General features: G+C 55.6%; 18 protein-coding genes. 2 read left to right on the forward strand and 16 right to left on the reverse strand.

The window, feature by feature from the left end; all coding sequences use genetic code 11:
- Position 1: 1 nt before the first annotated feature.
- Genes Q354_RS0105415 through Q354_RS0105425 form a run of 3 tightly spaced genes read right to left on the reverse strand, consistent with a single transcriptional unit; the run spans position 2 to position 3,154 of the window.
- Positions 2–517, reverse strand: coding sequence for a TadE/TadG family type IV pilus assembly protein (locus Q354_RS0105415; RefSeq protein WP_027856719.1), 516 nt, complete (start codon positions 515–517; stop codon positions 2–4).
- Positions 514–1,701, reverse strand: coding sequence for a TadE/TadG family type IV pilus assembly protein (locus Q354_RS0105420; protein ID WP_156948229.1), 1,188 nt, complete (start codon positions 1,699–1,701; stop codon positions 514–516). Before Q354_RS0105420 ends, Q354_RS0105415 begins: the two co-directional genes overlap by 4 nt.
- A 19-nt stretch (positions 1,702–1,720) precedes the next feature.
- A complete protein-coding gene (locus Q354_RS0105425; protein ID WP_027856721.1) occupies positions 1,721–3,154 on the reverse strand; it encodes a pilus assembly protein N-terminal domain-containing protein in 1,434 nt (477 codons plus the stop codon).
- 802 nt (positions 3,155–3,956) lie between these two features.
- Between Q354_RS0105425 and Q354_RS0105430 the strand changes: the two genes are divergently transcribed.
- The gene (locus Q354_RS0105430) at positions 3,957–4,769 is read left to right on the forward strand and encodes an AraC family transcriptional regulator (protein ID WP_027856722.1); all 813 of its coding nucleotides are present in this window, start codon (positions 3,957–3,959) and stop codon (positions 4,767–4,769) included.
- Between the two features lie 87 nt (positions 4,770–4,856).
- On the opposite strand, the gene Q354_RS0105435 is transcribed toward Q354_RS0105430, so the two are convergent.
- The 10 genes from Q354_RS0105435 to pilM form a co-directional block, all read right to left on the reverse strand.
- Positions 4,857–6,278 carry an FAD-dependent oxidoreductase gene (locus Q354_RS0105435; RefSeq protein WP_027856723.1) on the reverse strand — a complete coding sequence of 474 codons (1,422 nt, stop codon included), beginning with the start codon at positions 6,276–6,278 and terminating at the stop codon, positions 4,857–4,859.
- An 80-nt stretch (positions 6,279–6,358) separates the two neighbouring features.
- Positions 6,359–10,813 (reverse strand): glutamate synthase large subunit, encoded by a 4,455-nt coding sequence (gene gltB, locus Q354_RS0105440; protein WP_027856724.1) that lies wholly within the window; start codon positions 10,811–10,813, stop codon positions 6,359–6,361.
- Between the two features lie 176 nt (positions 10,814–10,989).
- On the reverse strand, positions 10,990–12,768 hold the full coding sequence (locus Q354_RS0105445) for an AAA family ATPase (protein WP_027856725.1): 1,779 nt from the start codon (positions 12,766–12,768) through the stop codon (positions 10,990–10,992).
- 26 nt (positions 12,769–12,794) lie between these two features.
- Positions 12,795–13,886 (reverse strand): 3-dehydroquinate synthase, encoded by a 1,092-nt coding sequence (gene aroB / locus Q354_RS0105450; protein WP_027856726.1) that lies wholly within the window; start codon positions 13,884–13,886, stop codon positions 12,795–12,797.
- A gap of 24 nt (positions 13,887–13,910) precedes the next feature.
- Positions 13,911–14,432, reverse strand: a complete 522-nt coding sequence (aroK, locus tag Q354_RS28660) for a shikimate kinase AroK (protein WP_281174712.1) — start codon at positions 14,430–14,432, stop codon at positions 13,911–13,913.
- A 14-nt stretch (positions 14,433–14,446) separates the two neighbouring features.
- The gene (pilQ, locus tag Q354_RS24720) at positions 14,447–16,549 is read right to left on the reverse strand and encodes a type IV pilus secretin family protein (protein WP_051559922.1); all 2,103 of its coding nucleotides are present in this window, start codon (positions 16,547–16,549) and stop codon (positions 14,447–14,449) included.
- Positions 16,550–16,569: 20 nt separating this feature from the next.
- Positions 16,570–17,124: a pilus assembly protein PilP gene (locus Q354_RS0105465; RefSeq protein ID WP_027856728.1), complete on the reverse strand. Its 555-nt coding sequence runs from the start codon at positions 17,122–17,124 to the stop codon at positions 16,570–16,572.
- Between the two features lie 19 nt (positions 17,125–17,143).
- Positions 17,144–17,743, reverse strand: coding sequence for a type IV pilus inner membrane component PilO (locus Q354_RS0105470; RefSeq protein ID WP_027856729.1), 600 nt, complete (start codon positions 17,741–17,743; stop codon positions 17,144–17,146).
- An 8-nt stretch (positions 17,744–17,751) separates the two neighbouring features.
- On the reverse strand, positions 17,752–18,300 hold the full coding sequence (locus Q354_RS0105475; protein ID WP_027856730.1) for a PilN domain-containing protein: 549 nt from the start codon (positions 18,298–18,300) through the stop codon (positions 17,752–17,754).
- A gap of 10 nt (positions 18,301–18,310) precedes the next feature.
- A complete protein-coding gene (pilM, locus tag Q354_RS0105480) occupies positions 18,311–19,372 on the reverse strand; it encodes a type IV pilus assembly protein PilM (protein WP_027856731.1) in 1,062 nt (353 codons plus the stop codon).
- 161 nt (positions 19,373–19,533) lie between these two features.
- Here pilM and Q354_RS0105485 point away from each other — a divergent pair, with 161 nt between their 5' ends.
- Positions 19,534–21,936 carry a penicillin-binding protein 1A gene (locus tag Q354_RS0105485; RefSeq protein WP_027856732.1) on the forward strand — a complete coding sequence of 801 codons (2,403 nt, stop codon included), beginning with the start codon at positions 19,534–19,536 and terminating at the stop codon, positions 21,934–21,936.
- Between the two features lie 100 nt (positions 21,937–22,036).
- Here the strand turns inward: Q354_RS0105485 and Q354_RS0105490 are convergent, their stop codons facing one another.
- The 3 genes from Q354_RS0105490 to rpmE all read right to left on the reverse strand — a co-directional run bounded on the left by Q354_RS0105490 (position 22,037) and on the right by rpmE (position 24,437).
- Positions 22,037–23,302, reverse strand: a complete 1,266-nt coding sequence (locus Q354_RS0105490; protein WP_027856733.1) for a malic enzyme-like NAD(P)-binding protein — start codon at positions 23,300–23,302, stop codon at positions 22,037–22,039.
- 124 nt (positions 23,303–23,426) lie between these two features.
- The gene (locus Q354_RS0105495) at positions 23,427–24,188 is read right to left on the reverse strand and encodes a thermonuclease family protein (protein ID WP_169828860.1); all 762 of its coding nucleotides are present in this window, start codon (positions 24,186–24,188) and stop codon (positions 23,427–23,429) included.
- 36 nt (positions 24,189–24,224) lie between these two features.
- Positions 24,225–24,437, reverse strand: a complete 213-nt coding sequence (rpmE, locus tag Q354_RS0105500; RefSeq protein WP_027856735.1) for a 50S ribosomal protein L31 — start codon at positions 24,435–24,437, stop codon at positions 24,225–24,227.
- Between the last annotated feature and the right edge of the window lie 88 nt (positions 24,438–24,525).

Here is a 24,525-nt window from a genome sequence, read left to right on the forward strand (position 1 = left end):
CTTATCCCCCCTGTACCAGCGGCATGGTGATGGTGCTGTTGATCGGATAGTGGGATTTCAGATCTGTAGCGATACCAAAGACATGCAGCAGTTCAAGCACCCTGGGCTGATACTGCAGTTCAACGACGACCTGGACGCTGTCGCCGGTCGGCGCACTGATTTCAACATGATCGGGCGACAGCCCCGGCAACAACCGGTTACCCCGCCCTGCGGTGTTGCCGAATACCAGCAGGTTGCGCGCCTGCCAGGCATACCCCTCAGCATCAGCAACCCGGTCAACCATACCCTGTGCCTGTCCGGCCATCGTGTGTGATGCCAGAAAACGGGCAGCATTGCGCTGGGCCTTACCCAGGCTGTGGATATCCAGAACTATCCGGCCCAGTTCGGCGGTGACCATAAACAGCAGAATCATCAGCGGCAGGATTTTGATCAGGTCGAGCAGCGCCCCGCCCCTCTCATTGCCGGCCCTTTGTCTGTGCGCTTCTCCCGATGTATTAAAGCCTCTGTGCTGTCTCATCCTGCACCTCCCCGATCACCGTCCAGATAAAGTACTATTCTGCTGGGTTGCGGGCCGGGCGCAGAACCAACGCTGCTCCCACCCTGCCCCAGACACCCTTTCACCAGCTCAATATCGAGCTGGGCATGGCCTGACTGGCGCTGTACCGGTTGCAACAGAAAGGCACAGGCGAAGCCAAGAATACGGGCTTCGGCCTTAGCTCCCTCAGTCGCCCCACAGGCTGCGACCGGCATAATCATCTCGCGCCGCCCGGCCAGCCCCTGTGCATTGCAGCCGGCCAGAGAAGGATCTGCCATACAACGGGCGGTATAGTGGCGATATCCGGCGTAATCGAAATCAGGCAGCTCAGTGGCCGAGCCAGAGCGCGTCAGGCTGACCAGATCCGGCAGACTGTAGGCTGAAGTGATCCCTCGCGGGGTAAAGCGATTGGCAATGCTGGCCGCAACCGGCCGCACCCGGTCACCACGGTAGAGTTCGACTTTATCGCCGACTTTCAGACACTGGTTGTAACCCTGGTCCAGGGCTCGCTTGATACCCTGGGTATTATGTCCGGCCGCCTGTGCCAGCAACTGGTAGCCTCCCAGCGCCTGCCCCCTGGCGCTGCTCAGGCGATTAATATTACCGGCGGCGTGGTTGCCAGCCTGGTAATTCAGCCCCAGATAGCTGTCTTTCGCGCAGCCTGTCTCTCCCGGCGTGCAGCCACAGATTAGAATGGGAGAGACACCGCAGACCTGCTTATCCAGCCCCGCAGAGGGTCCCGCCACGGCACTGGAAATCCATTCCCCTGAAGATCGCTCCAGTACCGCGATGCGGACAAAGTAGCGCTCTGTTGCAGTGCTGGCGGAAACCGGTGAAAACGGCGCCAGCTGATCAGAGAAGTCCACCTTCAGACTCAGCTCTTTCCTCTGCCAGGCCTTATACAACGTCTGATTGCCCTCAGATTGCAGGTTTCTCTCAAATGTCGAAATTGCGCGGCGTCTCGCCAGTGACTGATTGCCGGCGGTATCGTGCAGCACCTTCGCCGCACTGAGGGCCGCAGCGTCCACCAGAAACTGCAACCGGCTGCGACTCAGCATCAGCTGGCTGCCCTCCAGGGTGTAGGTCGCCATTCCCAGCATTGCGGCCAACACCACGGCGGTAGTGACATAGAGGCCGCTCTGTCTTTTTCTAGCTGAACCGGACATAACAGACTCCCAGCACTGTTCAGTTGATCACATGGCCAAAACCATGGGCGGATCCCTGCAGAGCAGCCCTTCTTACCGGCTGAGGCAGCGGTGCCAGCGACAGGTCTTTATCCACACCGGGACGGGGCTGCCAGTCATGTCCCAGCAGGTAGAGTGTGCCTGCCTGAGGCGGCAGCGATTGCGCTGCCCGGCTGATACGGAGTTCTGGCTGCGGCAGACTCGCAGTCACCAACAGAACCAGATCACTGTATCCCTGCTGGTAGGCTGCACTGCCAAACAGACGCCCGATCACCGGCAATTCGATTAATCCCGGCAGCTGCTGTGACAGCGCTCCCAGCTCCTCTTCCAGCAGACCGCTGAAGGCGATGGTCTGATTCGGCAACATATCTACCTGGCGCAGGACCGTCCGCACCTGCCCCAGCGGAGCGATCTCAGTGTTGATGGCTTTACGGATTTCCGTGGCTGCCTTATCTGCGGTCAATGAGGACACCTCAAACTCGGCCTGAAGGCTGATGCGATCATCTTTCTGCAAACGAGCCAGAAAGCGCGGACGCAGTACAAAGCGACGATACTGAAGCGATGATGCCAGCAATGCGTCTGAATCCGGTGCATCAGCCAGCTGTTGCAAGCTACCTGGCTGCTGGGAAGGAGGCAGTGGAAAAGTCCCCCCGGCGCGCAGGAAAACAGCTTCACCTGAACGCAGGTCCAGATCGGCTGTCGCCAGTAAACGGATATGGCCTTTCTCTTCTTCAGCACGTATCTGGTTCTGCATTAACTGCCGGTGGTAATCCTGCACCTCCCGGTTTTCGGCACGCACACTGGAAGCAGAAGCCGCAACCCGCCCGTCAACGGCAACGTAATCAGCCCCCAGCTGAGACACCAGATGCCGCGGAATCTCTGCGATCATCACCTGCAACTGTATCGCTGCGCTGTCGCTTAGCCGCAGCTGGTCCACTACAGTGGTAAAGTTTCCGCCTGAGTGCTGAAACTCCGGACGCAGGAAACCCTCAATCAGTCTCAGTATCTGTTCCCGGCGTTGCTCGCTGCTGATCGATCCGGACAGCAACAGCTTGTCCTGCAATTGCTCAACCTTCACCCTCTCTCCCGGCATAGCGGCCTTCAACATCGCCCGCAAATCATCAAGGTTGGCTGTTACCTCAACCTGATATTGCCGGATCAGTTTACCGTCACGGTCCAGCAGACTCAGCCGACTCTTTCCCAGCCCCCGAGCCTGGATAAACACCTCTCTCCGGTCCGATAACAGCGAGGCGATATATTCATTGTCTATTTTCAACTGATGGACTGATTCCGGCAGACTCAGCTGCTGGCTTTCATGCAGGCTCAGCTGAATACGGCCGGACTGCGCAGCAGACGCCACTGCAGACAGCGCCAGTAATGAAAAAGACAAGGCCACAAGGGCACAGGTACGAAGTGAAAATCTGATTCGGGCCATGACAAAACCTCGGCGGTGTTTTATCAGGTCTGATCCAAGGGATAGTGCCTGAGGCTGTTCGACAGCCGCACGGGACTAACACGCAGTTCCCTGCACGATGGACATTAGGAGAGTTTCCCTGGCTCCGGCGTTGATGGCAGCAGAGGAGCCATCAAGCGGCTCCTGTCTCGATATCGCAACCAGCGAGGGGCTGCGATACTGTAGGAATAGGAGGAGATAGCATCCGAAGACCGGTAACAACCCGATGCTGATAAACTCATTTCCGTCAGTATATTGAACAAACCAACACCTGACGCTACGAGTCTTCGGATGCTATCCAGGTGACCCTGAGATCACCGCCAGCGTGCAATTCACGCCGACTGAAACGGCCCTGAGGCCTGCAAAAAACTGCTGATGCCTGTAGTGCAGTGGGCTCTTAAAAGCAGGATCGGTCAGAGGAGAGTGCACTGCCAACACTGCTTCCCCTGCCGTCCTGCAAGCACGACCACCCAACTACAACCACCATACTGAAACCGCTAAGCAACTGAATAGACTGACAATTTCCCCTAAACTTCCATTCCCTGCCAGTTACTCTCTGTGTCCGGGGACGTTGTTGCTTTGTGTCTTTAATCATAGTGTTCACAGGCGGCGGGGTTGGCACTTTGACGGCAAGAGTTTGTAACTATTTTGATACCCGGCACGGTAAACTTCAGTCATTTTGTTACAGCATTGATACAGGTTGCTGCAAAACAGCGACAACCTCTGCTGAAATCCGAACGGATTGAACTATTCTGAGTGCATACTCAACCGTATTGGGCACATTATGGAAGATCCTCTACTGCTCTGGATTGATCTGCGCAGCTCCCCCGATTCAGACACCCTGATCAGCTACTACCGTGAAAACTTCCGGATCAGCTACCACGGCAATAATGTATCGGCGCTCGACCTGCTGGAACTGACGCCCCAGCCAGCGGCCATCTGCTTTGACTTCGATTACCCCGATCAGCAGGGCCTGAATCTGTTGCGTCAGATGCGACTGACCTATCCGGCCATCCCTCTGCTGATGATGAGCATGCAACACTCCGAACCCCTGGTGCTCTGGGCCTTACGGGTACGGGTGTGGGATTTTGTCTTCAAGCCGGTGCCCGCCCTGCTGGCACAGAAACAGTGTCAGGCGCTGCAGCAGCAAACAAGATCGACCAGCCACTGGGAGGAAAGCTGCCTGATAGAGGGTAACGCTCCACGCCTGCCGGACGAAGTCCGCTATTACAGCGAAAGCAGTGAAATGCGGGAACTGCATCCGGCGGTCTCCCATATGCAACAGCACTACGGCGAAAAGATCAGTGAAGAAGCGGTGGCGGCACTCTGCGGTATGCGCACCTTCCGCTTCAGCCGCACTTTTAAGAAAGCCTTTGGCGTCACCTTTCAGGAACACCTGCAAAAGATCCGCCTTGATGAAGCTAAGCGCCTGCTGAAGACCCCGAATATCAGCATACTGGAGATCGCCCTGACCGTAGGCTTTCATGACCAGTCCTACTTTGCCCGGGTATTTAAGAAGCGAATCGGCCTGACACCCAAACAGTACCGCGAACAACACCTGAGCCAACTGACACAGAAGCTCGATATACAGTCATAAGCGTGTCAGCGGCAAGTAACGTCCACCGCCTGTCAGCCATAAAAAAACCGCCCGAGGGCGGTTTTTTTATACGCAGGCAGTCAGCAATCAGACTTCCAGATAGTCCAGAATACCTTCAGCCGCTTTGCGGCCTTCAGCAATCGCTGTTACCACCAGGTCGGAGCCACGCACCATATCGCCACCGGCAAACACTTTCGGGTTGCTGGTCTGGTACGGGAACTCGTTTGCTTCAGGTGCAATCACGCGGCCATCCTGATGCATAGAGATCCCAAACTCTTCGAACCATGGCGCCGGGCTTGGACGGAAGCCGAAGGCAACCAATACTGCATCAGCGGCTACGATCTCTTCAGAACCTTCCACCACTTCGGCGCGGCGACGGCCATTTTCATCCGGCTCACCCATACGGGTCGTCACCAGCTTAATACCTGTCACCTGGCCCGCTTCACCGACAACCTCTACCGGCTGACGATTGAACATGAACTTCACACCCTCTTCACGAGCGTTCTGTACTTCGTTCTTGGAACCCGGCATGTTGGCTTCATCACGGCGGTAGGCACAGATCACCTGATCAGCACCCTGACGGATAGAGGTACGGTTACAGTCCATCGCCGTATCACCACCACCCAACACCACGACTTTCTTCCCTTTCAGGTCGATAAAGTCAGCAGGATCTTTCTCGAAGCCCAGGCAATGGTTCACATTGGAGATCAGGAACGGCAGTGCATCATATACGCCCTGCAGCTCTTCACCCGGGAAACCACCCTTCATATAGGTGTAGGTCCCCATGCCCAGGAAGACTGAATCGTATTCGTCGATCAGCTCCTGCATGGTGATATCTTTACCGACTTCGGTGTTCAGACGGAACTCGACGCCCATCTCGGTGAACACTTCGCGGCGTCGGGACATCACGCCTTTCTCAAGCTTGAACTCCGGGATACCAAAGGCCAGCAGACCGCCGATCTCAGGATTGCGGTCGAAGACCACCGGTGTCACGCCGTTACGTACCAGGATATCCGCCGCCGCCAGGCCGGCAGGTCCGGCACCGATCACCGCGACACGCTTATCGCTTTTAGGCACATCGGACAGGTCCGGCTTCCAGCCCATGGCGAAAGCGGTATCGGTGATGTACTTCTCCACCGAACCGATGGTGACTGCTCCGAAACCGTCATTCAGGGTACAGGCGCCTTCACAAAGACGGTCCTGCGGGCAAACACGGCCACAGACTTCTGGCAGCGAGTTGGTCTGATGACTCAGCTCAACGGCTTCCAGGATATTGCCCTCAGACACCAGCTTGAGCCAGTTAGGGATATGGTTGTGTACCGGGCATTTCCAGCTGCAGTACGGGTTACCGCACTCCAGGCAGCGGTGTGCCTGATCGGAAGCCTCCTCTTTCGGGAACGGCTCGTAGATCTCGGCAAACTCATTTTTACGCACGTCGGCCGCGATTTTCTGCGGCCCCTCGCGGGTTACGTCAATGAACTGGAAGTCGTTCTGTAAACGTTTAGTCATTGTCCCCACCTCTTGCGGGATACCTGCCGCCCAAAGGGCGGCAGGTACGGGTTACTCTTACTCCAGCGAATTCGCTGCGCTTATTCAGGACGGCTACGCATGTTATCCAGCAGATCGCCCAGACTTGCGGCCTTCGGCTTCACCAGCCAGAAGCGGCCGATATAGTCGTCGAAGTCTTCGAGGATCTGCTGTCCCCATGCACTGCCTGTTTCCTGAGTAAACTCAGTGATCACAGTACGCAGGTGGTTTTTGTAGGCTTCCATCTGCTCGACATGGACACGGTGGATCTCAACCAGCTCATGGTTGTACTTATCGACAAAGCTATTATCCATGTCGAGTACGTAGGCGAAACCACCGGTCATACCGGCACCGAAGTTATAGCCAGTCTCGCCCAGCACCGTTACCAGACCACCGGTCATATATTCACAACAGTGGTCTCCGGCACCTTCGATGACTGCATGAACACCGGAGTTACGCACACCGAAACGCTCGCCAGCACGGCCCGCTGCAAACAGCTTACCGCCCGTCGCACCATAGAGGCAGGTATTGCCCATGATGGAGGTTTCGTTGGAGTTAAAGGTCACTTCCTTAAACGGACGCAGTACCAGCTTACCGCCAGCCATACCTTTACCAACGTAGTCGTTGGCATCACCTTCAAGGTAGAGGTTCTGACCGCCGGCGTTCCAGACACCGAAGGACTGACCTGCATGGCCCTTGAAGTTAAAGGTGATCGGCGCCGTGTTCATGCCCAGATTACCGTGTGCCTTGGCAATCGCACCGGAAGTCCGGGCACCGACAGAGCGGTCACAGTTGGTGATCTTCAGATCCCAGCTGCCGCCGGATTTGCTGAAGATAGCGTTGCTGGCGATCTTCGCCATTTCGCTGTTCAGCTCACCCTTGTCGTACGGCTCATTGCGCTGTACCTGACAGATCTGCGGCATATCCGCAGCCACACCACCATCAGAGATGATCGGGCTCAGGTCCAGGTTCTTCTGGCGTGGCGTTTCACCTTCCAGAATCTGCAACAGGTCAACGCGGCCGATCAGCTCATCCAGAGTTCGAACGCCCAGCTCAGCCATCCACTGACGGGTTTCTTCAGCGACAAAGCGGAAGAAGTTCTTCACCATCTCAACCGTACCGCGGAAGTGTTTCTCACGCAGCCCTTCGTGCTGGGTCGCTACACCGGTGGCACAGTTGTTGAGGTGACAGATTCGCAGGTACTTACAGCCCAGCGCCACCATCGGCATAGTACCGAAACCAAAGCTTTCCGCCCCCAGGATGGCACCTTTCACCACGTCCAGACCGGTTTTCAGGCCGCCGTCTGTCTGCAGGCGGATCTTGCCACGCAGGTGGTTGCCTCGCAGGGACTGATGCGCGTCCGCCAGACCCAGCTCCCATGGCGAACCGGCATAGTGGATAGAGGCCAGTGGAGAGGCTGCCGTACCGCCGTCATAGCCGGAGATGGTAATCAGATCAGCATAGGCCTTGGCTACGCCGCAGGCGATAGTACCAACACCCGGACGGGACACCAGTTTGACCGATACCAGGCCATCAGGGTTAACCTGTTTCAGGTCAAAGATCAGCTGCGCCAGATCCTCGATGGAGTAGATATCGTGATGCGGCGGCGGCGAGATCAGGGTCACACCCGGCACCGAGTAACGCAGACGCGCAATCAGCTCGTTCACCTTACCACCCGGCAGCTGACCACCTTCACCCGGCTTGGCGCCCTGGGCGACCTTGATCTGCATAACCTCGGCATTCACCAGGTATTCCGGCGTCACACCGAAACGGCCGGACGCGACCTGTTTGATCTTGGAGCGCTTCATGGTGCCGTGACGGGCCGGGTCTTCACCACCCTCACCGGAGTTGGAGCGACCGCCCAGCTCGTTCATCGCCACCGCCAGGGCTTCATGTGCCTCAGGTGACAGGGCACCCAGAGACATGGCCGCAGAGTCGAAACGCTTAAGGATGTTCTCGATCGGCTCCACTTCATTCAGGGAGATCGATTCAACATCGCTACGCAGCCCCAGCATATCGCGCAGGGTTGCAAAGCCGCGGCTGTTCACCAGTTCGGCGTACTGCTTATATTTGGCAGCATCACCGCTCTGAACCGCTTCATGAATAGTGCGCACCACATCCGGATTGTAGGCGTGGTATTCACCGTCATGCTTGTACTTCAGCAGGCCACCGGCCTGGATCGGCTTACGCGCCACCCAGGCTTCTTTTGCCAGCAGACCCTGCTCGTACTGGAAGTCTTCAAAGCGTGCGCCTTCGATACGGCTGACCACACCCTTAAAGCAGAGATCAACAATCTCGGAGCTGAGGCCTACAGCTTCAAACAGCTGGGCACCACGGTAAGAGGCGATCGTAGAGATCCCCATCTTAGACATGATTTTCAGCAGGCCTTTGTTAATACCCTTACGGTAGTTCTCGTGGCTGTCCAGCGGCGCCAGTGTCAGCTCACCTGCAGCACAGAGATCATTCAGTACCCGGTATACCAGGTATGGGTAGACCGCAGTGGCACCAAAACCAAACAGCACCGCAAAGTGGTGCGGATCACGTACCGTACCGGACTCAACTACGATGTTGGAATCACAACGCAGCCCCTGCTCGATCAGACGGTGATGCACGGCACCGGTTGCCATCGCGGCATGTACCGGCAGGTAACCGCGGCGGATATTGGCATCGGACAGAATGATGATGACCTTACCGTCACGTGCAGCCTGTTCAGCCTGATCTGCTACCGCTTCCACGGCCTCGGCAAGGGATTTCTCATCCGGGTTGTAGTTCAGGTCAACCGTCGCTACACCGAAGCCATCGACATCATTGTCACGCAGACGGCGGAACTTACTGGCAGAGAGCACCGGTGTGGTCAGAATGACACGGCGGGCACGCTCAGGCGTCTCAACAAAGACATTGCGCTCGGCACCGACACAGGTTTCCAGTGACATCACGATCGCCTCACGCAGAGGATCGATCGGCGGATTGGTTACCTGGGCAAACTGCTGGCGGAAATAGTCGTAGGGAGAACGTACTTTATGTGACAGCACCGCCATCGGCTTGTCATCACCCATGGAACCGACCGCTTCCATTCCGGTTTCACCCAGAGGACGGATGATCTGATCACGCTCCTCAAAAGTTACCTGGAACATCTTCATATGAGCCTTCACTTCATCCGCAGACATTTCGCGGAAGGACTGAGACTCTTCGGTCAGGTTCATGGTCTGCTCGAGACGCAGGGCGTTCTCTTTGAGCCATTTTTTGTACGGCTGGGCCGTTTTCAGGCGGTTATCAACATCGGCCGTGTGCAGCACTTCGCCGGTGTTGGTATCGATCGCCAGGATCTGTCCCGGGCCAACCCGGCCCTGAGCCACGATATCTTCCGGCTCATAGCTGAATACACCGATCTCGGAGGCGGTGCAGATCATGCCATCTTTGGTCATGACCCAACGGGACGGACGCAGACCGTTACGGTCCAGCATACATACGGCGTAGCGACCATCGGTCATTACCATACCGGCCGGGCCATCCCACGGCTCCATATGCATGGAGTTGTACTCGTAGAAGGCACGCAGATCAGCGTCCATGGTATCAACGTTCTGCCAGGCAGGCGGCACAATCATGCGCACGGCACGATAGATATCCATACCGCCGACCAGCAGAAACTCCAGCATGTTATCCATGGAGGAAGAGTCAGAACCGGTGGTATTTACGATCGGTTGCAGCTCATCCAGGTTAGGCAACTGCTCGGTCTGGAACTTACTGGCACGGGCACGGGCCCAGTTACGGTTACCTTCAATGGTGTTGATCTCACCATTGTGTGCCAGGAAACGGAACGGCTGCGCCAGCGGCCAGCGCGGCGCTGTATTGGTGGAGAAACGCTGGTGATAAGTACATACAGCGGTTTCCAGACGCGGGTCGGCCAGATCCTTAAAGAATACCGGCAGGTCCACAGGCATCGTCAGGCCTTTATATGACAGAACCTTGTCAGAGAAACTGGCAATATAAAAATCAGGATCTTCGCTCAGGGCGTTTTCAGCTTTTCGGCGTGCCACAAACAGGCTGACAGCAAACTCACGTTCGGCTTTGTCAGTGTTGATAAACACCTGCTCAATCTGCGGCAGCGTGTCCTGGGCAATCGGCCCGAGACAGCTTTCATCGGTTGGAACCAGACGCCAACCGGCAACACTCAGTCCCTGAGCTTCTAATTCAGCGTTAACAATCTCACGGGCGGCCTGAGCTCTGCCCTCATCCTGAGACAGGAAGACCATACCCACTGCATACTGATCGCCAAGTTCGACGTTCAGCTCTTCTTTAGCTACGGTGCGCAGAAAACTGTCCGGCTTTTGCATCAACAGGCCACATCCGTCACCTGTTTTCCCATCCGCTGCAATACCACCGCGGTGGGTCATACAAGCCAGTGCTTCGATCGCTTTGTTCAGCAGATCATGACTTGCCTCGCCCTGCATATGGGCCATAAGGCCAAAGCCACAGTTATCTTTGAACTCACCGGGGCGATAAAGACCTTTGCTCATAAGCCAATCTCACTTAAAAATTCTTTATAATCAATACCTTACTTCCCCACCCTTTGTTCTGCAGTTGCGCTGCACAGACAAAAAGGGACAGCTATCTTACACGCCACAGCGCTTAAGAACAAATTTTGCTCAAGTCTGGCCAGAAATTATCCTCTCTAAGAGGCCCGAAACAGGAATTATTTCTTTCTTATATCAGCCTGAACGCCTTGTACGCTGCGGGCCCAGGGGCGAAGTTTACGCAATTTAGGAGGAAGTTTAGCCGTGGCCGCGACAGCGGCTTTACGGGAGGAGTAACGCCCATATACCACTACATGCCAGGGCTTACCCTTGTAGATGGTAGAGAAACTGTAGAAGCGATCAGGGGCAGTTTGCTGACGCAGGAATTTGTTGACGGTCGCGCGATCCCGGGCGCCCAGCATCTGCAGTGTGTACTCACGCTCAGACCATGTCATGATCGGATTACCCGCCTGGCGGGGAGCCACCGGCTTAACGCGTTTCACTACTGGCGTTGCTACCTTGACCGGCGGTTCCGGCTGAACGCTGACCGTTTCAGGCTTCACAGTAACCCGCGGCTTTTCCGCTGCCTTCTGTGGCTGGGATTTTTCGACTACCGTAATCTCCGGCCTGGCTTTAGCCGGCGCAGCAGCGGCAGTTTTCACTCCGGTAGCGGTTGCTGGTTTAGATCTGCTTTCGCTTAGCACCGGAGCAACGGCCGGTTTGCTCACGACAGGGCTGAGCCTGTCCTTGAGTGGTTTCTCTGCTGCAGGCAGGGGCTGACCAACAGCGTTGTCGCGCAAATCCGGCAATGCCAACTCAAGCGGCTTATCCGCTGTCAGCAAAGCCGGGGCTTGCGTTACAGATGCCTCCCGGACAACGGCGGCTTCAACAGGCTGCGCCACAGCAGAGCTGTCGGACGATACGGTTTGTTCGGCTATCTTGGCCGCATTTGCCGAAGACTCGGCCTGAACCCGTTTCAGGGCCGCTTCGATCTTACGTTCCTGTTCCTTCAGACGTTGCGCCAACACCTGGCGCGCCTGGTCTTCCTTGCCCTCATCAACGGATCGCGGTTGCGCCTCATCGGCGGGCACCTGCAGTTCAATCTCGACCCGATCGACGCTGTTGACCAGATTCACATCCGACTCCGGCATAAACTGCCAGGTCGCAACGCCGGTAATCGCAATCAGCACAAAAACGATACCGGCGAGATGTGGCAAAGGGAAAGGAAATGCGCGCGCACTGCCTTTTCCTGTCAGTTCTCCGGAGCGCAGTAATTCAATTGCGGCGGAGTCCAGGGCCCCGGGAAGGCCGGCAGCATTCTGCAGCAGTTCTTCAATCTTCTTCTTGGGCTGGTTCTGCAAGGTCGGATAGCGCAGACGCAGGAACTCTCTGGCCTCGTCCTCCGCATATGGCTCCAGCAGGGTGCGGTGCAACCGCCCCTCGCCCTGATCCAGCAACCGTGCCTGCCGCAGACGCTGTTCGAAATCTGGCTTACCCAGCAGGACCGCCTGGGCACCCTTGCTGTCACTGCCACCGGCCGCCATAAAGTTAAACAGCAATTCCAGTGCAGCGTCACTCAGCAGATCGGCATCATCGATCAGCAGCAGCAACCGCTGGCCCAGCGCCCGCATAGCCGAAACCTGCTCGTACAGTGCCTTCAACTGCCCTGCCTGATCGGTACCGTAGCGACTATGGCCGGGTAGCTGACTCAGCAGCAGCCCCATCAATTCAGGGACATCCATGGCAGCCTGAGGTGTCACAGAACAGACATGCAGGGTCGTATCCCTGAGATCGACAGGCGTGATCTCCTGCAACAGACGACTCTTGCCGCTGCCCTCGTCCCCCAACACCAGTAATACGAAATCGGAGTATCGCACCAGATGGCTTAGCTTATCTGCCTGCTGTAGTCGTGAGGGCGGCTCATAGAACATCTGGCCAGCCTTCGGCGAGCTCTGCATCGGTCGACTCATCCGCTACCGCAACCTCAGACCTGACCCAACCGGGCACCGGCGGTCAGGGTCTGCTGCAGCAACGCCGGATCGAATGCAGCAGTGACCGTTGCACGCCCAATCTGCTCCAGCAATACCAGCCGCAGCTGACCGTCGATCACCTTCTTATCGACCGCCATACGGGAGATAAAATCGTCAGCGCTCATCGCTTCGGGGGGCTGCACCGGCAATCCGGCCTGCTGGTGAATAGCCTGAATACGCAGATACTCGTCTGCACTGATCCAGCCAAGACGGCAGGACAGATCCGCCGCCATCATAGTGCCTGCGGCCACGGCCTCGCCGTGCAACCATTCACCGTAGCCCTGATGCGACTCGATGGCATGGCCAAAAGTATGTCCCAGATTTAGCAGGGCGCGGATTCCGGACTCTTTCTCGTCCTGGGCAACCACCTCCGCTTTGACTTCGCAGCTGCGGTAGATCGCCTGGATCAGTGCATCCTGCTGTTTCGCCATCAATGCCGGCATATTGCCTTCAAGCCATGAGAGAAACTCGGCATCGTAGATCAGACCGTACTTGATCACTTCGGCCAGCCCGGCCGACAGCTCCCGCTCAGGCAGGCTGTTCAGCACCCCGGTATCGATCACGACACAGCGCGGCTGATGGAAAGCGCCGATCATATTTTTACCCAGCGGGTGGTTAACGCCGGTTTTGCCGCCCACGGAGGAGTCCACCTGAGACAGAAGCGTTGTCGGTACCTGCACAAAATCCACACCGCGCTGATAGGCCGCAGCGGCAAAACCGGTCATATCACCGATCACACCGCCCCCCAATGCAATCAGGGTCGTACTGCGGTTATGGCGATCAGTCAGCAGGCCGTCGAAGATACTGTTGACCTGATCCAGTGTCTTAAACTGTTCACCGTCCGGCAGGATAACCTGATCAATCTTCAGGCTGCTGTCCAGGCTGGCTTTCAGCTGTTCCAGATAGAGCGGTGCAACGGTTTCATTGCTGACGATCATTACCTGCTTACCGCGGATATGATCGTTCATCAGCCCTTTATCCAGCAGGCCTTCACCAATATAAATAGGGTAGCTGCGATCACCCAGATCAACGTTCAGTGTCTTCATGGCTTTATTCAGAGGTCAGGTAGGTTATCGGCCAACGCGCTTATTTGCTTCCAGCTGTCGGATGATTTCGTTAGCGACAGCACGCGGATGGCGCTTATCGGTATAGATGATAAGGTCACTGGCTTCACGATACAGCGGATCACGCTTCTCAAATAACCCAGCCAGTACCGCTCGCGGATTTTCCGTTTGTAGCAGCGGGCGGTTCTTGTCCTTAGAGGTACGTTCGAGCTGCTGGTCAACGCTGGTGTGCAGATAGACGACGAAGCCGCCCGACTGCAGGTTACAGCGGTTTGCCTGTCGCAGGATTGCCCCGCCACCGGTTGCCAGGACAATATTGTCACGGCCGCAGAGTTCTTCGATCATCGCCTCTTCGCGCTCCCGAAATCCCTCTTCGCCTTCGACATCAAAAATCCAGGGAATATTAGCCCCTGCACGCTCCTCGATCTCCCGATCGGAGTCGAGGAATTCTATCTTCAGCTCTTGCGAGAGCAAACGGCCGATGGTGCTTTTACCCGCACCCATAGGCCCCACCAGAAATATATTCAATTCAGCTCTATCCGTCAGTTAATGCTCAGAGACTCCCGAACCATTTTAGGTGTGATAAAGATAAGGAGTTCTGTTTTACTGCTGCTATTCTCGGTGTTCCTGAACAAGTTGCCAAGTACCGGAAGGTCACCCAGCAGCGGAGTTTTGTTCACCGTCGTGGATGTCTCGTTCTTAAACACACCACCGAGGACAATAGTCTGCCCATCAGGAACCACAACCGAGGTTTCCAACTCATTGTTATCGATACTGATATTACCGGTTGGCAATACCTCGCCCAGTGAGTCCTGCTTGATCTTCAGCTCCATCGCAATTCGTTCACCCGGGTTGATGCGCGGTGTGACATCCAGCGACAGCACTACATCCTTGAATTCGATCTTCACTTCGCCATCTTCGACCGTCTGGAACGGGATCTCACGGCCGGATTCGATCCGGGCAGCCTTACCATTGGTGGTCACGATCTTAGGCTGGGAGATGATCTCCGCCTTGCCATCGGTCTCCAGTGCAGACAATTCCAGTCCCAGGATCGCGCTGGAACCCGGTTTAAAGCCGATCGCAAAAGAGGTCGGATTGGTCGCCGTTGCGCCCAAATCAACCATCAGACCGGCATCGGTGGGCGGGGTCGCAAAGTTGATACCGCCGATTTCATTGTTAACAATCAGGCCGCTGCCACCGTCGACATCCTCGTAGCCCAGCCCCCACTTGATCCCCAGGTCCTTGGTCACGTTGGCGCGGGCAGTGACCAGACGGGCCTCAATCAGTACCTGCTGTACCTCAACGTCGAAACGTTTCAGGGTACGGCGAATCTCGGAAATCGCCCTCTCGGATTCACGCACCATCAGCACATTGGTTTCATCATCGGCCATGATAAAGCCACGCTCAGATACCAGCCGGGCCTCCTGCAAGCGGGACTTCATCTCCGACGCCTTACGGTAATCCACCTGCACGAACTCCGTCAGCAACGGCGCCAGCTCCTCAATTTTCTTGCTGCTTTCCAGCTCCTGGCGTTCACGGTCAGCAATCTCAGCGGCCGGCGCAACCAGTAACACATTGCCCATAATCCGCTTATCCAGATCCTTGGTTTTCAGGATAATATCCAATGCCTGATCCCAGGGTACGTTTTTCAGGCGCAGGGTGATGCTGCCGGATACCTGATCGCTCACCACCAGGTTAAGCTCGGCGGTTTCAGCAATGATCTGTAACACTGCGCGCAGTTCAATATCCTGGAAGTTCAGGTCGATCGGCTCCCCCTGAAACGGGAACAGCTCCTGTTCTCGCTCCTCTTTCTCCGCCAGCGTCAGCGGCTTAAAGTCCAGCACCAGGCGGGTGCCGGCCTGATAAGCCATATACTCATAAGGTGCAGCGCCAGGTTTCACCAGCAGCGTGGTATTTTCGCCATCTGCCATCGCATCGATAAACATCACCGGCGTGGCGAAGTCCTGCACATCGATACGTTTTTCCAGCGCCCGGGAGAGGTGGGCCCCCAGCAGGTTGACCACTACATTATTCCCTTCCTCGATGATGTCCAGTCCGGCATCATCATCGGACAGCGAGATCACTACCCGGCCAAGACCGCCATCGATGCGCTCGAAATCAATACCGGATACCCGGGTCTGATCCGAGTTCAATGGCAGTGGGGCATTGCGCGCCAGTTTAGGCTTTTCCTCTTTGATCACCCGGCCTGACGCGGCAACCTTTTCTGCGCCTCCGGCAAAAAACACCACAAAGAGACTGTTGCCCTCTGCAGAGATCTTAAAATCACTGGCTTCAGTCAGCTCGGTGACGATACGCAACCGCCCCGGGGTCTGAGCAAAATTGACTTTCTTCACCGTCCCGGCATTGACGTCCAGGGCTTTGATTCCCAGATCGTTCTCTGTCCCCCAGAGATCGAGCACAGTGCGGGCAGGCTGCGAGATTTTATAGCTTTTCGGCACCGGTGGCGGCGCATCAAAATCGAATCGCAGTTCGATCTTCTTCCCTGGCAGCGCGACAAAGTTTGCATCCTGCAACATCAATGCCGCAGAAGCGTTTGATGACAATAAAGCCACAACCAAAAGCACCATCAGCCCTTTCAGTTGCCACAGCATGCCCGGATTATTCTCAGGTCTGGATTTGGCCATACTCACTGTCAATTTCCTTATTAATTCCGCGTATCAAGTACCAGGTTACGGCTACGTCGCATCCAGCCACCCCGGCCGTTATCGACGATCTCCCGCAACTCTACCTTATCATTATCGATCTTTCTGACTTCGCCATAGTCCAGACCGATGTAGTCACCTACCACAACCCTGTGTACGGCACCGTTCTGATCCCTCACCAGCGCAACAAACTGACCTTTGCCACCTTTGCGAATAGTTCCGACCATATTCAGATCATCCAGGGAAAAACTCTCCAGATAACCTTTCTCGCGTTGCTGATCCGGCTGCAGCGTGCTGGCAACCTGCTTAGGCTGTTCTTCCAGCACCTCAGGCTGGAGCGGCGTCAGGGCTCTGAACGGCTCTCTCAGACTAACGCCGTGATAGACGAAATTTTCATAGGGCTTATATTCAGGCAAGGGTTCGATACGCCCGGAAGGTTGAGAACGTGCCTGACTGACAAACTGCTTAAGATCTGCCAGATCCTCCACCCAGACCACACAACCGTTGAGCAAGCCACTCAGCGATAATACGCCCACCAGGCGCAATGGGATTTTCATAACCATTCCTTTATCACTGTCAGTTGGTATCGTCGTAGCGATAGGTTTTCGCACTAAGATTCATCGTCAGCTGGTCATTCCCGGCAGTCTTAATATCATAGTCATGCAGGGTCACGATGCGGGGCGTTGCCGCGACACCGCTGACGAACTGTCCCATCTGATGATAACTGCCGGTCACGGTAATGTTGATCGGCAGCTCGATATAGAACGCTTCCTTACGTTCGTCAGCCAATGCAATACTGGCAATATCAAGTCCGCTTTCGCGACCAATGGTAGTGATATCGTCCAGCAGTCCCGGCACTTCCTTCTGGGTCGGGAGCTGTTGCAATAACACCGCAAACCGTTCCTCAACATCCGCCATCTGCTTGCGCAGTGCATCCAGACTGGCAACCTGGTAAGCCTTGGCCTGGTATTGCTGTTTAAGTTCCTGCTCTTTGGCTATAGCACGATCCAGCTGGGTGATCTTCTCGCTAACATAAAAGTGCATACCAAGAAAAATAATGGCAGAGAAAACAATCAGATAAGTAATGATTTTGACGCCGATAGGCCAGGTGCCCGCGGTATTAAAATCCAGATCATTGATATCGAAGCCCTTAAAGGCGTTCTTGAAACTATCCATGCGCCCTGCTACTCCTCCGCTTCCAGTTTCTGAGCGGTGATCTGAACGCTGAGGTCAAAGCTCTTGCGCTCCTTCTCGGCCCCCACCTTTTTCAGGTTGGGCTCACCGAACCACTCCGAACGATCCAGATTACGCATCAGTTCCGAAACATCCAGGTTATCGTCGGCGACACCCTGAACCTGTACGCTGCTATCCTTACGTACCAGCTGGTTATAGTTAACGCCTTCAGGCACTACCCTTACCAGCTCATCGAAGATCCGCACGGTGACCGGCCGGTTCCCCTGCAAATCACTGATAGCGTTCAGACGTTCCAGCAGGCGTTCACGCTTCTCACGCAGCTCCCTGATCTCCTTAATCTTCTGATCAAGTACAGATACTTCCTGCTGGAGGTAGTTGTTACGTTTCTTCTGACGGTCCTGCTGGAGGTCAATGTAGTAACCGATTCCCAGTACCGTGATCGCCGCCAACAGGGCAGCACTCCCCATATTGGTAAAAAAGCGCTTTTGCATGACAACATTGCGCTCTTCCCGCCAGGGCCTCAGGTTGATAGTTGGCATTCAGGTCTTCCTAGCTCATTGGGGTTCGCATCGCCAGCCCGCTGGCCTTAACCAGTGAAGCAGCATCCTGTTGCAGTCGGGACGCCACCAGCTTGGGGCTGATCGCCATACCGGCAAAGGGATTGGCTTTTTCCGTTGTTATCCCCAACTCATCGGCAATATCTTCGACAAGTTGAGGCATGGCACTGCAACCACCGAGCAAAAAGAGTCGGTTAAGGCTGCTGTGGACACCCGATGAGTAGAATAACTGCAGCGCCCTGGAGATCTGCTGGGCCACTGTCTTACGGAAGGGATCTATGAATATCGCACTCAGTTCTGAGTTGAGCTCGCCGTTTTTCAGCTGATGTTCCAGGATTTCAGTTTCAGTGCCGGTATGCTGGCTTAACGCATTAATCAGTTCGGCGCTGCCAAAAGCCTGCTCACGGTGGTAGATAATCTTGCCGTGCTGGAATACGTACAGCGTCAGGGTAGATGCACCGATATCCACCATTCCCACCAGCTGCCCCGGTTCAAGTTCTTCCGCATGCACCAGCGGATAGGCACGCTCTATGGCGAAGACATCCACATCCACCACTTCACACTTCAGGCCAGCCGCACCGACAGCGTCTTCTCGCTGCTCAACATCATCACGACGGCAAGCCACCAGCAGCAGTTCATTGACTTCAGGCGCATCAGCCTTAGGGCCTATAATCTCGAAGTCCAGCGCCACCTCATCCAGCGGATAAGGGATAAAGTTGGATGCCTCCATCCGTACCTGGTCTTCAAGCTCAAGTTCGGTCAGGGCTGAGCTCATCTCAATCTGCTTGGTAATGACCGTAGACGAGGGCACAGCAACCGAGGCAAGGCCGGCTTTGTAACTCGCCTGACGCATCCCCTGCTCTATCGCCTCGGCAACGACAGCAACGTCCTGGACACTGCCATCAATCACCGCAGTTGGCGGCAGGGGCACGATGGCATAGGCCTCCAGGGTGACTCTATCCTTGTCACGCGACAATGCGACCAGTTTGACTGCCGAAGAACCGATATCGGCACCAATCATGGCCTCATCCTTCTTTCCAAACAAACTAAACACAGAAATTTTCCTTACTTCGCTATGCGTTCATACAGCCGTTTAGACCATATTACGGTAATTGGCAGTATATTTTCATGTAAATAAATCAATTTTCCCGTTAGTTCAGAGGTCACCAACCGATATAATAGTGATCAGATACCGAAACTTAACTATAGATAATCATGCGCATACTGCTTTCCCTGCTTAAGTTCTTCACCATTAGCGGCCTTCTTGTAGGTCTTTTGGGCGTGGGTGCTCTGGTGGCTGCCTACTATCACTACTCGCCAAAACTACCGGATGTGGAAACGCTGCGTGAGATTAAGTTTCAGACCCCGCTGCGAATTTACTCCCGCGATGAGAAGCTGATCGCCGAGTTCGGCGAGAAGCGCCGCACACCGGTCACCTACGATCAGATCCCGCCGCGCTTTGTAGAGGCGGTGCTGGCGGCCGAGGATACCCGCTTCTTCGAACACCCGGGCATCGATATTAAGGGCCTCGCGCGTGCGGCCTATCAACTGGCCAGCAGTGGCAGAATCCAGAGTGGCGGTTCGACCATCACCATGCAGGTAGCGAAGAACTTCTTCCTCAGCCGGGAGAAGAAGTTCAGTCGTAAGTTTATGGAGATCCTGCTGGCAATCCGTATCGAGCAAGAATTGAGTAAAGAGGAGATCTTCGAGCTTTACGTCAACAAGATCTTCCTTGGCCATCGCTCCTACGGCATACAGGCCGCGGCGAACGTTTATTATGGCAACGACATCAGCGAGTTGACGACAGCACAGCTGGCGATGATTGCCGGCTTGCCGAAGGCGCCTTCCGCATACAACCCGCTGGCAAACCCTTCCCGGGCACTGGAGCGACGCAACTGGATTCTCTCGCGTATGCACAGCCTCGCCTTTATTGAGGATCAGGAGTACGAAGAAGCCCGCAATGCGCCGGTCACCGCGAAAAAACACAGCACAGAGATCGAACTGGATGCCCGCTATGTGGCCGAAATGGTGCGGGCAGAGCTCTTCGAACAGTATGGCGACGACCTCTACACCGAAGGTTTCCGGGTTATCACTAATATCGATAGCCAGAAGCAGGCGGCCGCCAACCAGGCCCTGCGCGATGGCCTGCTGGCCTATAGCGAGCGTCATGGCTATCACGGACCGGAAAAGCGCTTTGAGATCGAGGCGCTGGGGGCAGAGCAGGTACTGAGCGAACTCCAGGCGATCCCGACTTTCAGCAATATCGAACCCGCCGTAGTACTAGAGCTTAAAGGCCAGGGCCTGCGGGTTCTGCGAAAAAATGGCGAATCGACCGAGCTGCCGTGGGACAGCATCAGCTGGGCCCGTCGCTTCAAGAGCGTTAACTCACAGGGTCCCCGACCGGCAAAGGCCGCTGACATTGTTAACGTGGGCGATGTTATCCGTATCCGCCAGGACGATAAAGCGCAGTGGCGCCTGACACAGATACCGAGGGTCCAAGGAGCATTTGTAGCGCTTGAACCGAAGGACGGTGCCATCCAGGCGCTGGTGGGTGGCTTTAACTTTGAACATAACAAGTTCAACCGCGCCACCCAGGCTCTGCGCCAGCCTGGCTCTAACTTCAAGCCATTCATCTATACGGCAGCACTCGACAATGGCTATACCCCTGCGACCACCATCAACGATGCACCGGTGGTGTTTCACGATAAGAACCTGGAATCGAGCTGGCGCCCGGAGAACTATAGCCGCAAGTTCTACGGTCCCACCCGGTTACGCGAAGCACTGTATAAGTCTCGCAACCTGGTTTCCATCCGCATCCTGCGCTCACTGGGGATAAACAAGACACTGGATTACATCCAGCGCTTTGGCTTCAACAAAGAGCAAATGCCACGCAACCTGACCCTGTCGCTCGGTGCGGCAGACCTGACACCGATGCAGCTCGTCACCGGATACGCCCGCCTTGCCAACGGAGGCTTCGCCGTCGACCCATACCTGATTAAGCGCATCGAAGACCAGAACGGCGAAACGATTTTCAGTGCCGCACCGGCCACCGTGTGTGATGGCTGTCAGTATTCCGACCCGGAAAACCCACCCCAGCAGCTGGCAGAAGGGGCGCCTATTACCAACCTGCCTCTGGCAGAGCGGATTCTGGAGCCTCAGGTCGCATACCTGATCTACAACATCATGCAGGATGTCATCAAACGGGGGACCGGGCGTAAAGCCCAGCGCCTCGGCCGGGAAGACCTGGCAGGCAAGACCGGAACCACAAATGACCAGAAAGATGCCTGGTTCTCTGGCTTTAACCGGGATATTGTCGCATCCGCCTGGGTTGGCTACGACAAGCCACAGCACCTGGGCCGGCGCGAATTCGGCAGCACGGCGGCATTACCGATCTGGATAGACTTTATGCAGGTAGCACTCAAAGGCCAGCCAGCCAGCTCGCCCCTGCCACCGGAGGGTATTGTCAGCGTACGTATCGACCCGGCGACCGGCCTGCTGGCCTATCCGGGTCAGCCCGGTGCCGTATTCGAGTACTTCCGCGAAGAGAATGTACCTCAGGCGATGGCCCAGATTCCCGGAGCCGCGAATCAGAATACGACGACTGACGATATATTCTGACCTGCTTTGCTAACCTACGCCACCCGCCATGCCGGGTGGCTGCCAGGCACAAAAAAACCCGGCTTTTGGCCGGGTTCTTTCTACCTCAGTTACTGCAACCTTATTTCAGGTCTGCGGCAGTCGTCAGAGGATAGTGCGCCGGCAGGCCGTGTTTTGCCACGCCGGAATCGATAGCAGCCTGCGCCACAGCGCCGGATACGGCACCCAGCAGACGGCTGTCAGTCGGCTTAGGAATGATGTACTGAGGACCGAATTCCAGAGAATCCAGGCCGTAAGCAGTCAGTACTTCCTGAGGTACGGGCTCTTTAGCCAGTTCAGCAATAGCGCGAACGGCGGCAGCTTTCATCTCTTCGTTGATCGCAGTAGCACGTACGTCCATTGCGCCACGGAAGATGAATGGGAAGCCCAGAACGTTATTTACCTGGTTCGGGAAGTCAGAACGGCCAGTTGCCATGATGACGTCATCACGGGTTTCGTGGGCCAGTTCAGGACGGATTTCCGGATCAGGGTTTGCACAGGCGAATACAACTGGGCTGGAAGCCATTTTTGCCAGCTGCTCAGCTGACAGCAGGTTCGGGCCGGACAGGCCAACAAAAACGTCAGCGCCTTCAATTGCATCGTCCAGAGTGCGTTTCTCGGTTTCAGTTGCAAAAGCAGCTTTTTCCGGAGTCAGATCATCGCGACCAGAGTGGATCACACCCTTACGGTCTAGCATGTAGATGTTTTCTACTTTCGCTCCCATATTTACCAACAGCTTCATACAAGCGTTGGCGGCAGCGCCAGCACCCAGGCAGACGATAGACGCTTCAGAGAGTTCTTTACCAGCAATCTCCAGCGCGTTAATCATGCCTGCAGCGGTAACGATAGCGGTACCGTGCTGGTCGTCATGGAAGACCGGAATGTTACAACGTTCGATCAGTGCACGCTCAATTTCAAAGCACTCAGGTGCCTTGATATCTTCCAGGTTGATACCACCAAATGTTTCCGCAATGCGGGCAACGGTATCAATGAAAGCCTGTGGGCTTTCTGCGTCCACTTCGATATCGACAGAGTCCAGACCGGCAAACTTCTTGAACAGCAGTGCTTTACCTTCCATTACCGGCTTGGAAGCCAGTGGTCCCAGGTCACCCAGACCCAGAATAGCGGAACCGTTGGAAATAACCGCGACCAGATTGCCTTTAGCAGTGTAGCGGTAAGCATTTTCCGGATCCTTAGCGATTTCGCGGACCGGTTCTGCTACACCCGGGCTATAGGCCAGAGCCAGATCACGTGCGGACTCAGCGGAGGTTGTTAGTTCCACGCTGATTTTGCCCGGACGGGGATACTCATGATAATCAAGAGCGGCTTGTTTCATATCTTCAGACATGGTTGCTGTTCCAAAGTAGTTAACAAAAGACGAACTTGGGATCATATAGCAAAAGGTCTTACCCTCACAACCAGCACGGAAGTATAGAGGCCTAAAAAACAATTGCGCTGTAACCCTTGCAGTATCAGGGCTGCAGCTCAAGTTGAGAGGGATGGCTCAGGTTGAGAAACCAGCGTTTCCCACTGCGCGAAGAGGACGATTTTCTATGATTCCGATCAATAATCCAGCCAGATACGACAATCTTGCGACCCCGGCTTAGCCGCTGCCGCCACTTATCTGATAACGACGAAGCCAGTTCGGGACTCAGGCGGATTGTCAGCTGACCATCCAGCACCAGAAACCAGCCTTTACTGCCTTTACTTAACCCGGAAACCTGTCCAGAAACCCGCTGATAGCCGCCCCGACGCAAAGCGGCAGCAGCCACCGGCCGGGCCAGCCGGCTATCCCAGACACCCCGAACCGCTGTTCTGGCATCTTGCTCTGCGGCCAACAAGCATGAATGCAGTCTCAGGTTAGGAGGAATAGCCACCATAAAGCCCAGACCTTCACGTAGCAGTATTTCAACAACACTACGCCCATCCGGTCGGTACAGGTTCGCCAGCACCCGACCATAGCGGTCTTTACGGTCATAGCCATATTGCAGCAGTACACCCTGCCGGACCAGCTGCTGCAGCCTCTGCCGGGCTTTGACGGCATAGGGCTGATCCGGCTGGCCTTGGCGCCCGACCTCCGGGGTATTGATGCCGATCAGACGGACCCGGCGGCCGTCTTTCAATGCCACTGTATCACCATCGAAAACGTGGCTGACGGTAACCCGCTGAGTGGCCGCTGGCTCAGGACAACGTTCAGCCTGAGCCGGATGGCAGGCAATAAAAAAGGCACTCATCAGGAGTGCCTTTTTTACGATCATCAGAAGCATTAATTACTTCTTCAGAGCACGACCGCCGAAACGCTTGTTGAAGCGATCTACGCGACCACCGCTGGTAGCTTCTTTCTGCTTACCAGTGTAGAACGGGTGGCACGCGGAGCATACGTCCAGGTGCAGGTCGCCGCCGGTAGAGCGGGTTTTGATTTCATTACCGCAAGAGCAGGATGCAGTAATTTCTTTGTAATTCGGATGGATATCAGCTTTCATGAGAAACCTCAGTTTTGTTGTGCCGCCACCCGGTCATCGTTGCCGGGCACCGCACTGAGTCGGTAAATTTTCTGGCAGGTGACGGAAT

Source organism: Marinobacterium jannaschii DSM 6295 (assembly GCF_000620085.1).
GTDB lineage: Bacteria > Pseudomonadota > Gammaproteobacteria > Pseudomonadales > Balneatricaceae > Pontibacterium > Pontibacterium jannaschii.

Bases quoted from the DNA above. Each gene is read 5' to 3' on its own strand.
- Q354_RS0105415 (WP_027856719.1), bottom strand. From the start codon at position 517: ATGAGACAGCACAGAGGCTTTAATACATCGGGAGAAGCGCACAGACAA.
- Q354_RS0105420 (WP_156948229.1), bottom strand. From the start codon at position 1,701: ATGTCCGGTTCAGCTAGAAAAAGACAGAGCGGCCTCTATGTCACTACC.
- Q354_RS0105425 (WP_027856721.1), bottom strand. From the start codon at position 3,154: ATGGCCCGAATCAGATTTTCACTTCGTACCTGTGCCCTTGTGGCCTTG.
- Q354_RS0105430 (WP_027856722.1), top strand. From the start codon at position 3,957: ATGGAAGATCCTCTACTGCTCTGGATTGATCTGCGCAGCTCCCCCGAT.
- Q354_RS0105435 (WP_027856723.1), bottom strand. From the start codon at position 6,278: ATGACTAAACGTTTACAGAACGACTTCCAGTTCATTGACGTAACCCGC.
- gltB (WP_027856724.1), bottom strand. From the start codon at position 10,813: ATGAGCAAAGGTCTTTATCGCCCCGGTGAGTTCAAAGATAACTGTGGC.
- Q354_RS0105445 (WP_027856725.1), bottom strand. From the start codon at position 12,768: ATGCAGAGCTCGCCGAAGGCTGGCCAGATGTTCTATGAGCCGCCCTCA.
- aroB (WP_027856726.1), bottom strand. From the start codon at position 13,886: ATGAAGACACTGAACGTTGATCTGGGTGATCGCAGCTACCCTATTTAT.
- pilQ (WP_051559922.1), bottom strand. From the start codon at position 16,549: ATGGCCAAATCCAGACCTGAGAATAATCCGGGCATGCTGTGGCAACTG.
- Q354_RS0105465 (WP_027856728.1), bottom strand. From the start codon at position 17,124: ATGAAAATCCCATTGCGCCTGGTGGGCGTATTATCGCTGAGTGGCTTG.
- Q354_RS0105470 (WP_027856729.1), bottom strand. From the start codon at position 17,743: ATGGATAGTTTCAAGAACGCCTTTAAGGGCTTCGATATCAATGATCTG.
- Q354_RS0105475 (WP_027856730.1), bottom strand. From the start codon at position 18,300: ATGCCAACTATCAACCTGAGGCCCTGGCGGGAAGAGCGCAATGTTGTC.
- Q354_RS0105485 (WP_027856732.1), top strand. From the start codon at position 19,534: ATGCGCATACTGCTTTCCCTGCTTAAGTTCTTCACCATTAGCGGCCTT.
- Q354_RS0105490 (WP_027856733.1), bottom strand. From the start codon at position 23,302: ATGTCTGAAGATATGAAACAAGCCGCTCTTGATTATCATGAGTATCCC.
- Q354_RS0105495 (WP_169828860.1), bottom strand. From the start codon at position 24,188: ATGAGTGCCTTTTTTATTGCCTGCCATCCGGCTCAGGCTGAACGTTGT.
- rpmE (WP_027856735.1), bottom strand. From the start codon at position 24,437: ATGAAAGCTGATATCCATCCGAATTACAAAGAAATTACTGCATCCTGC.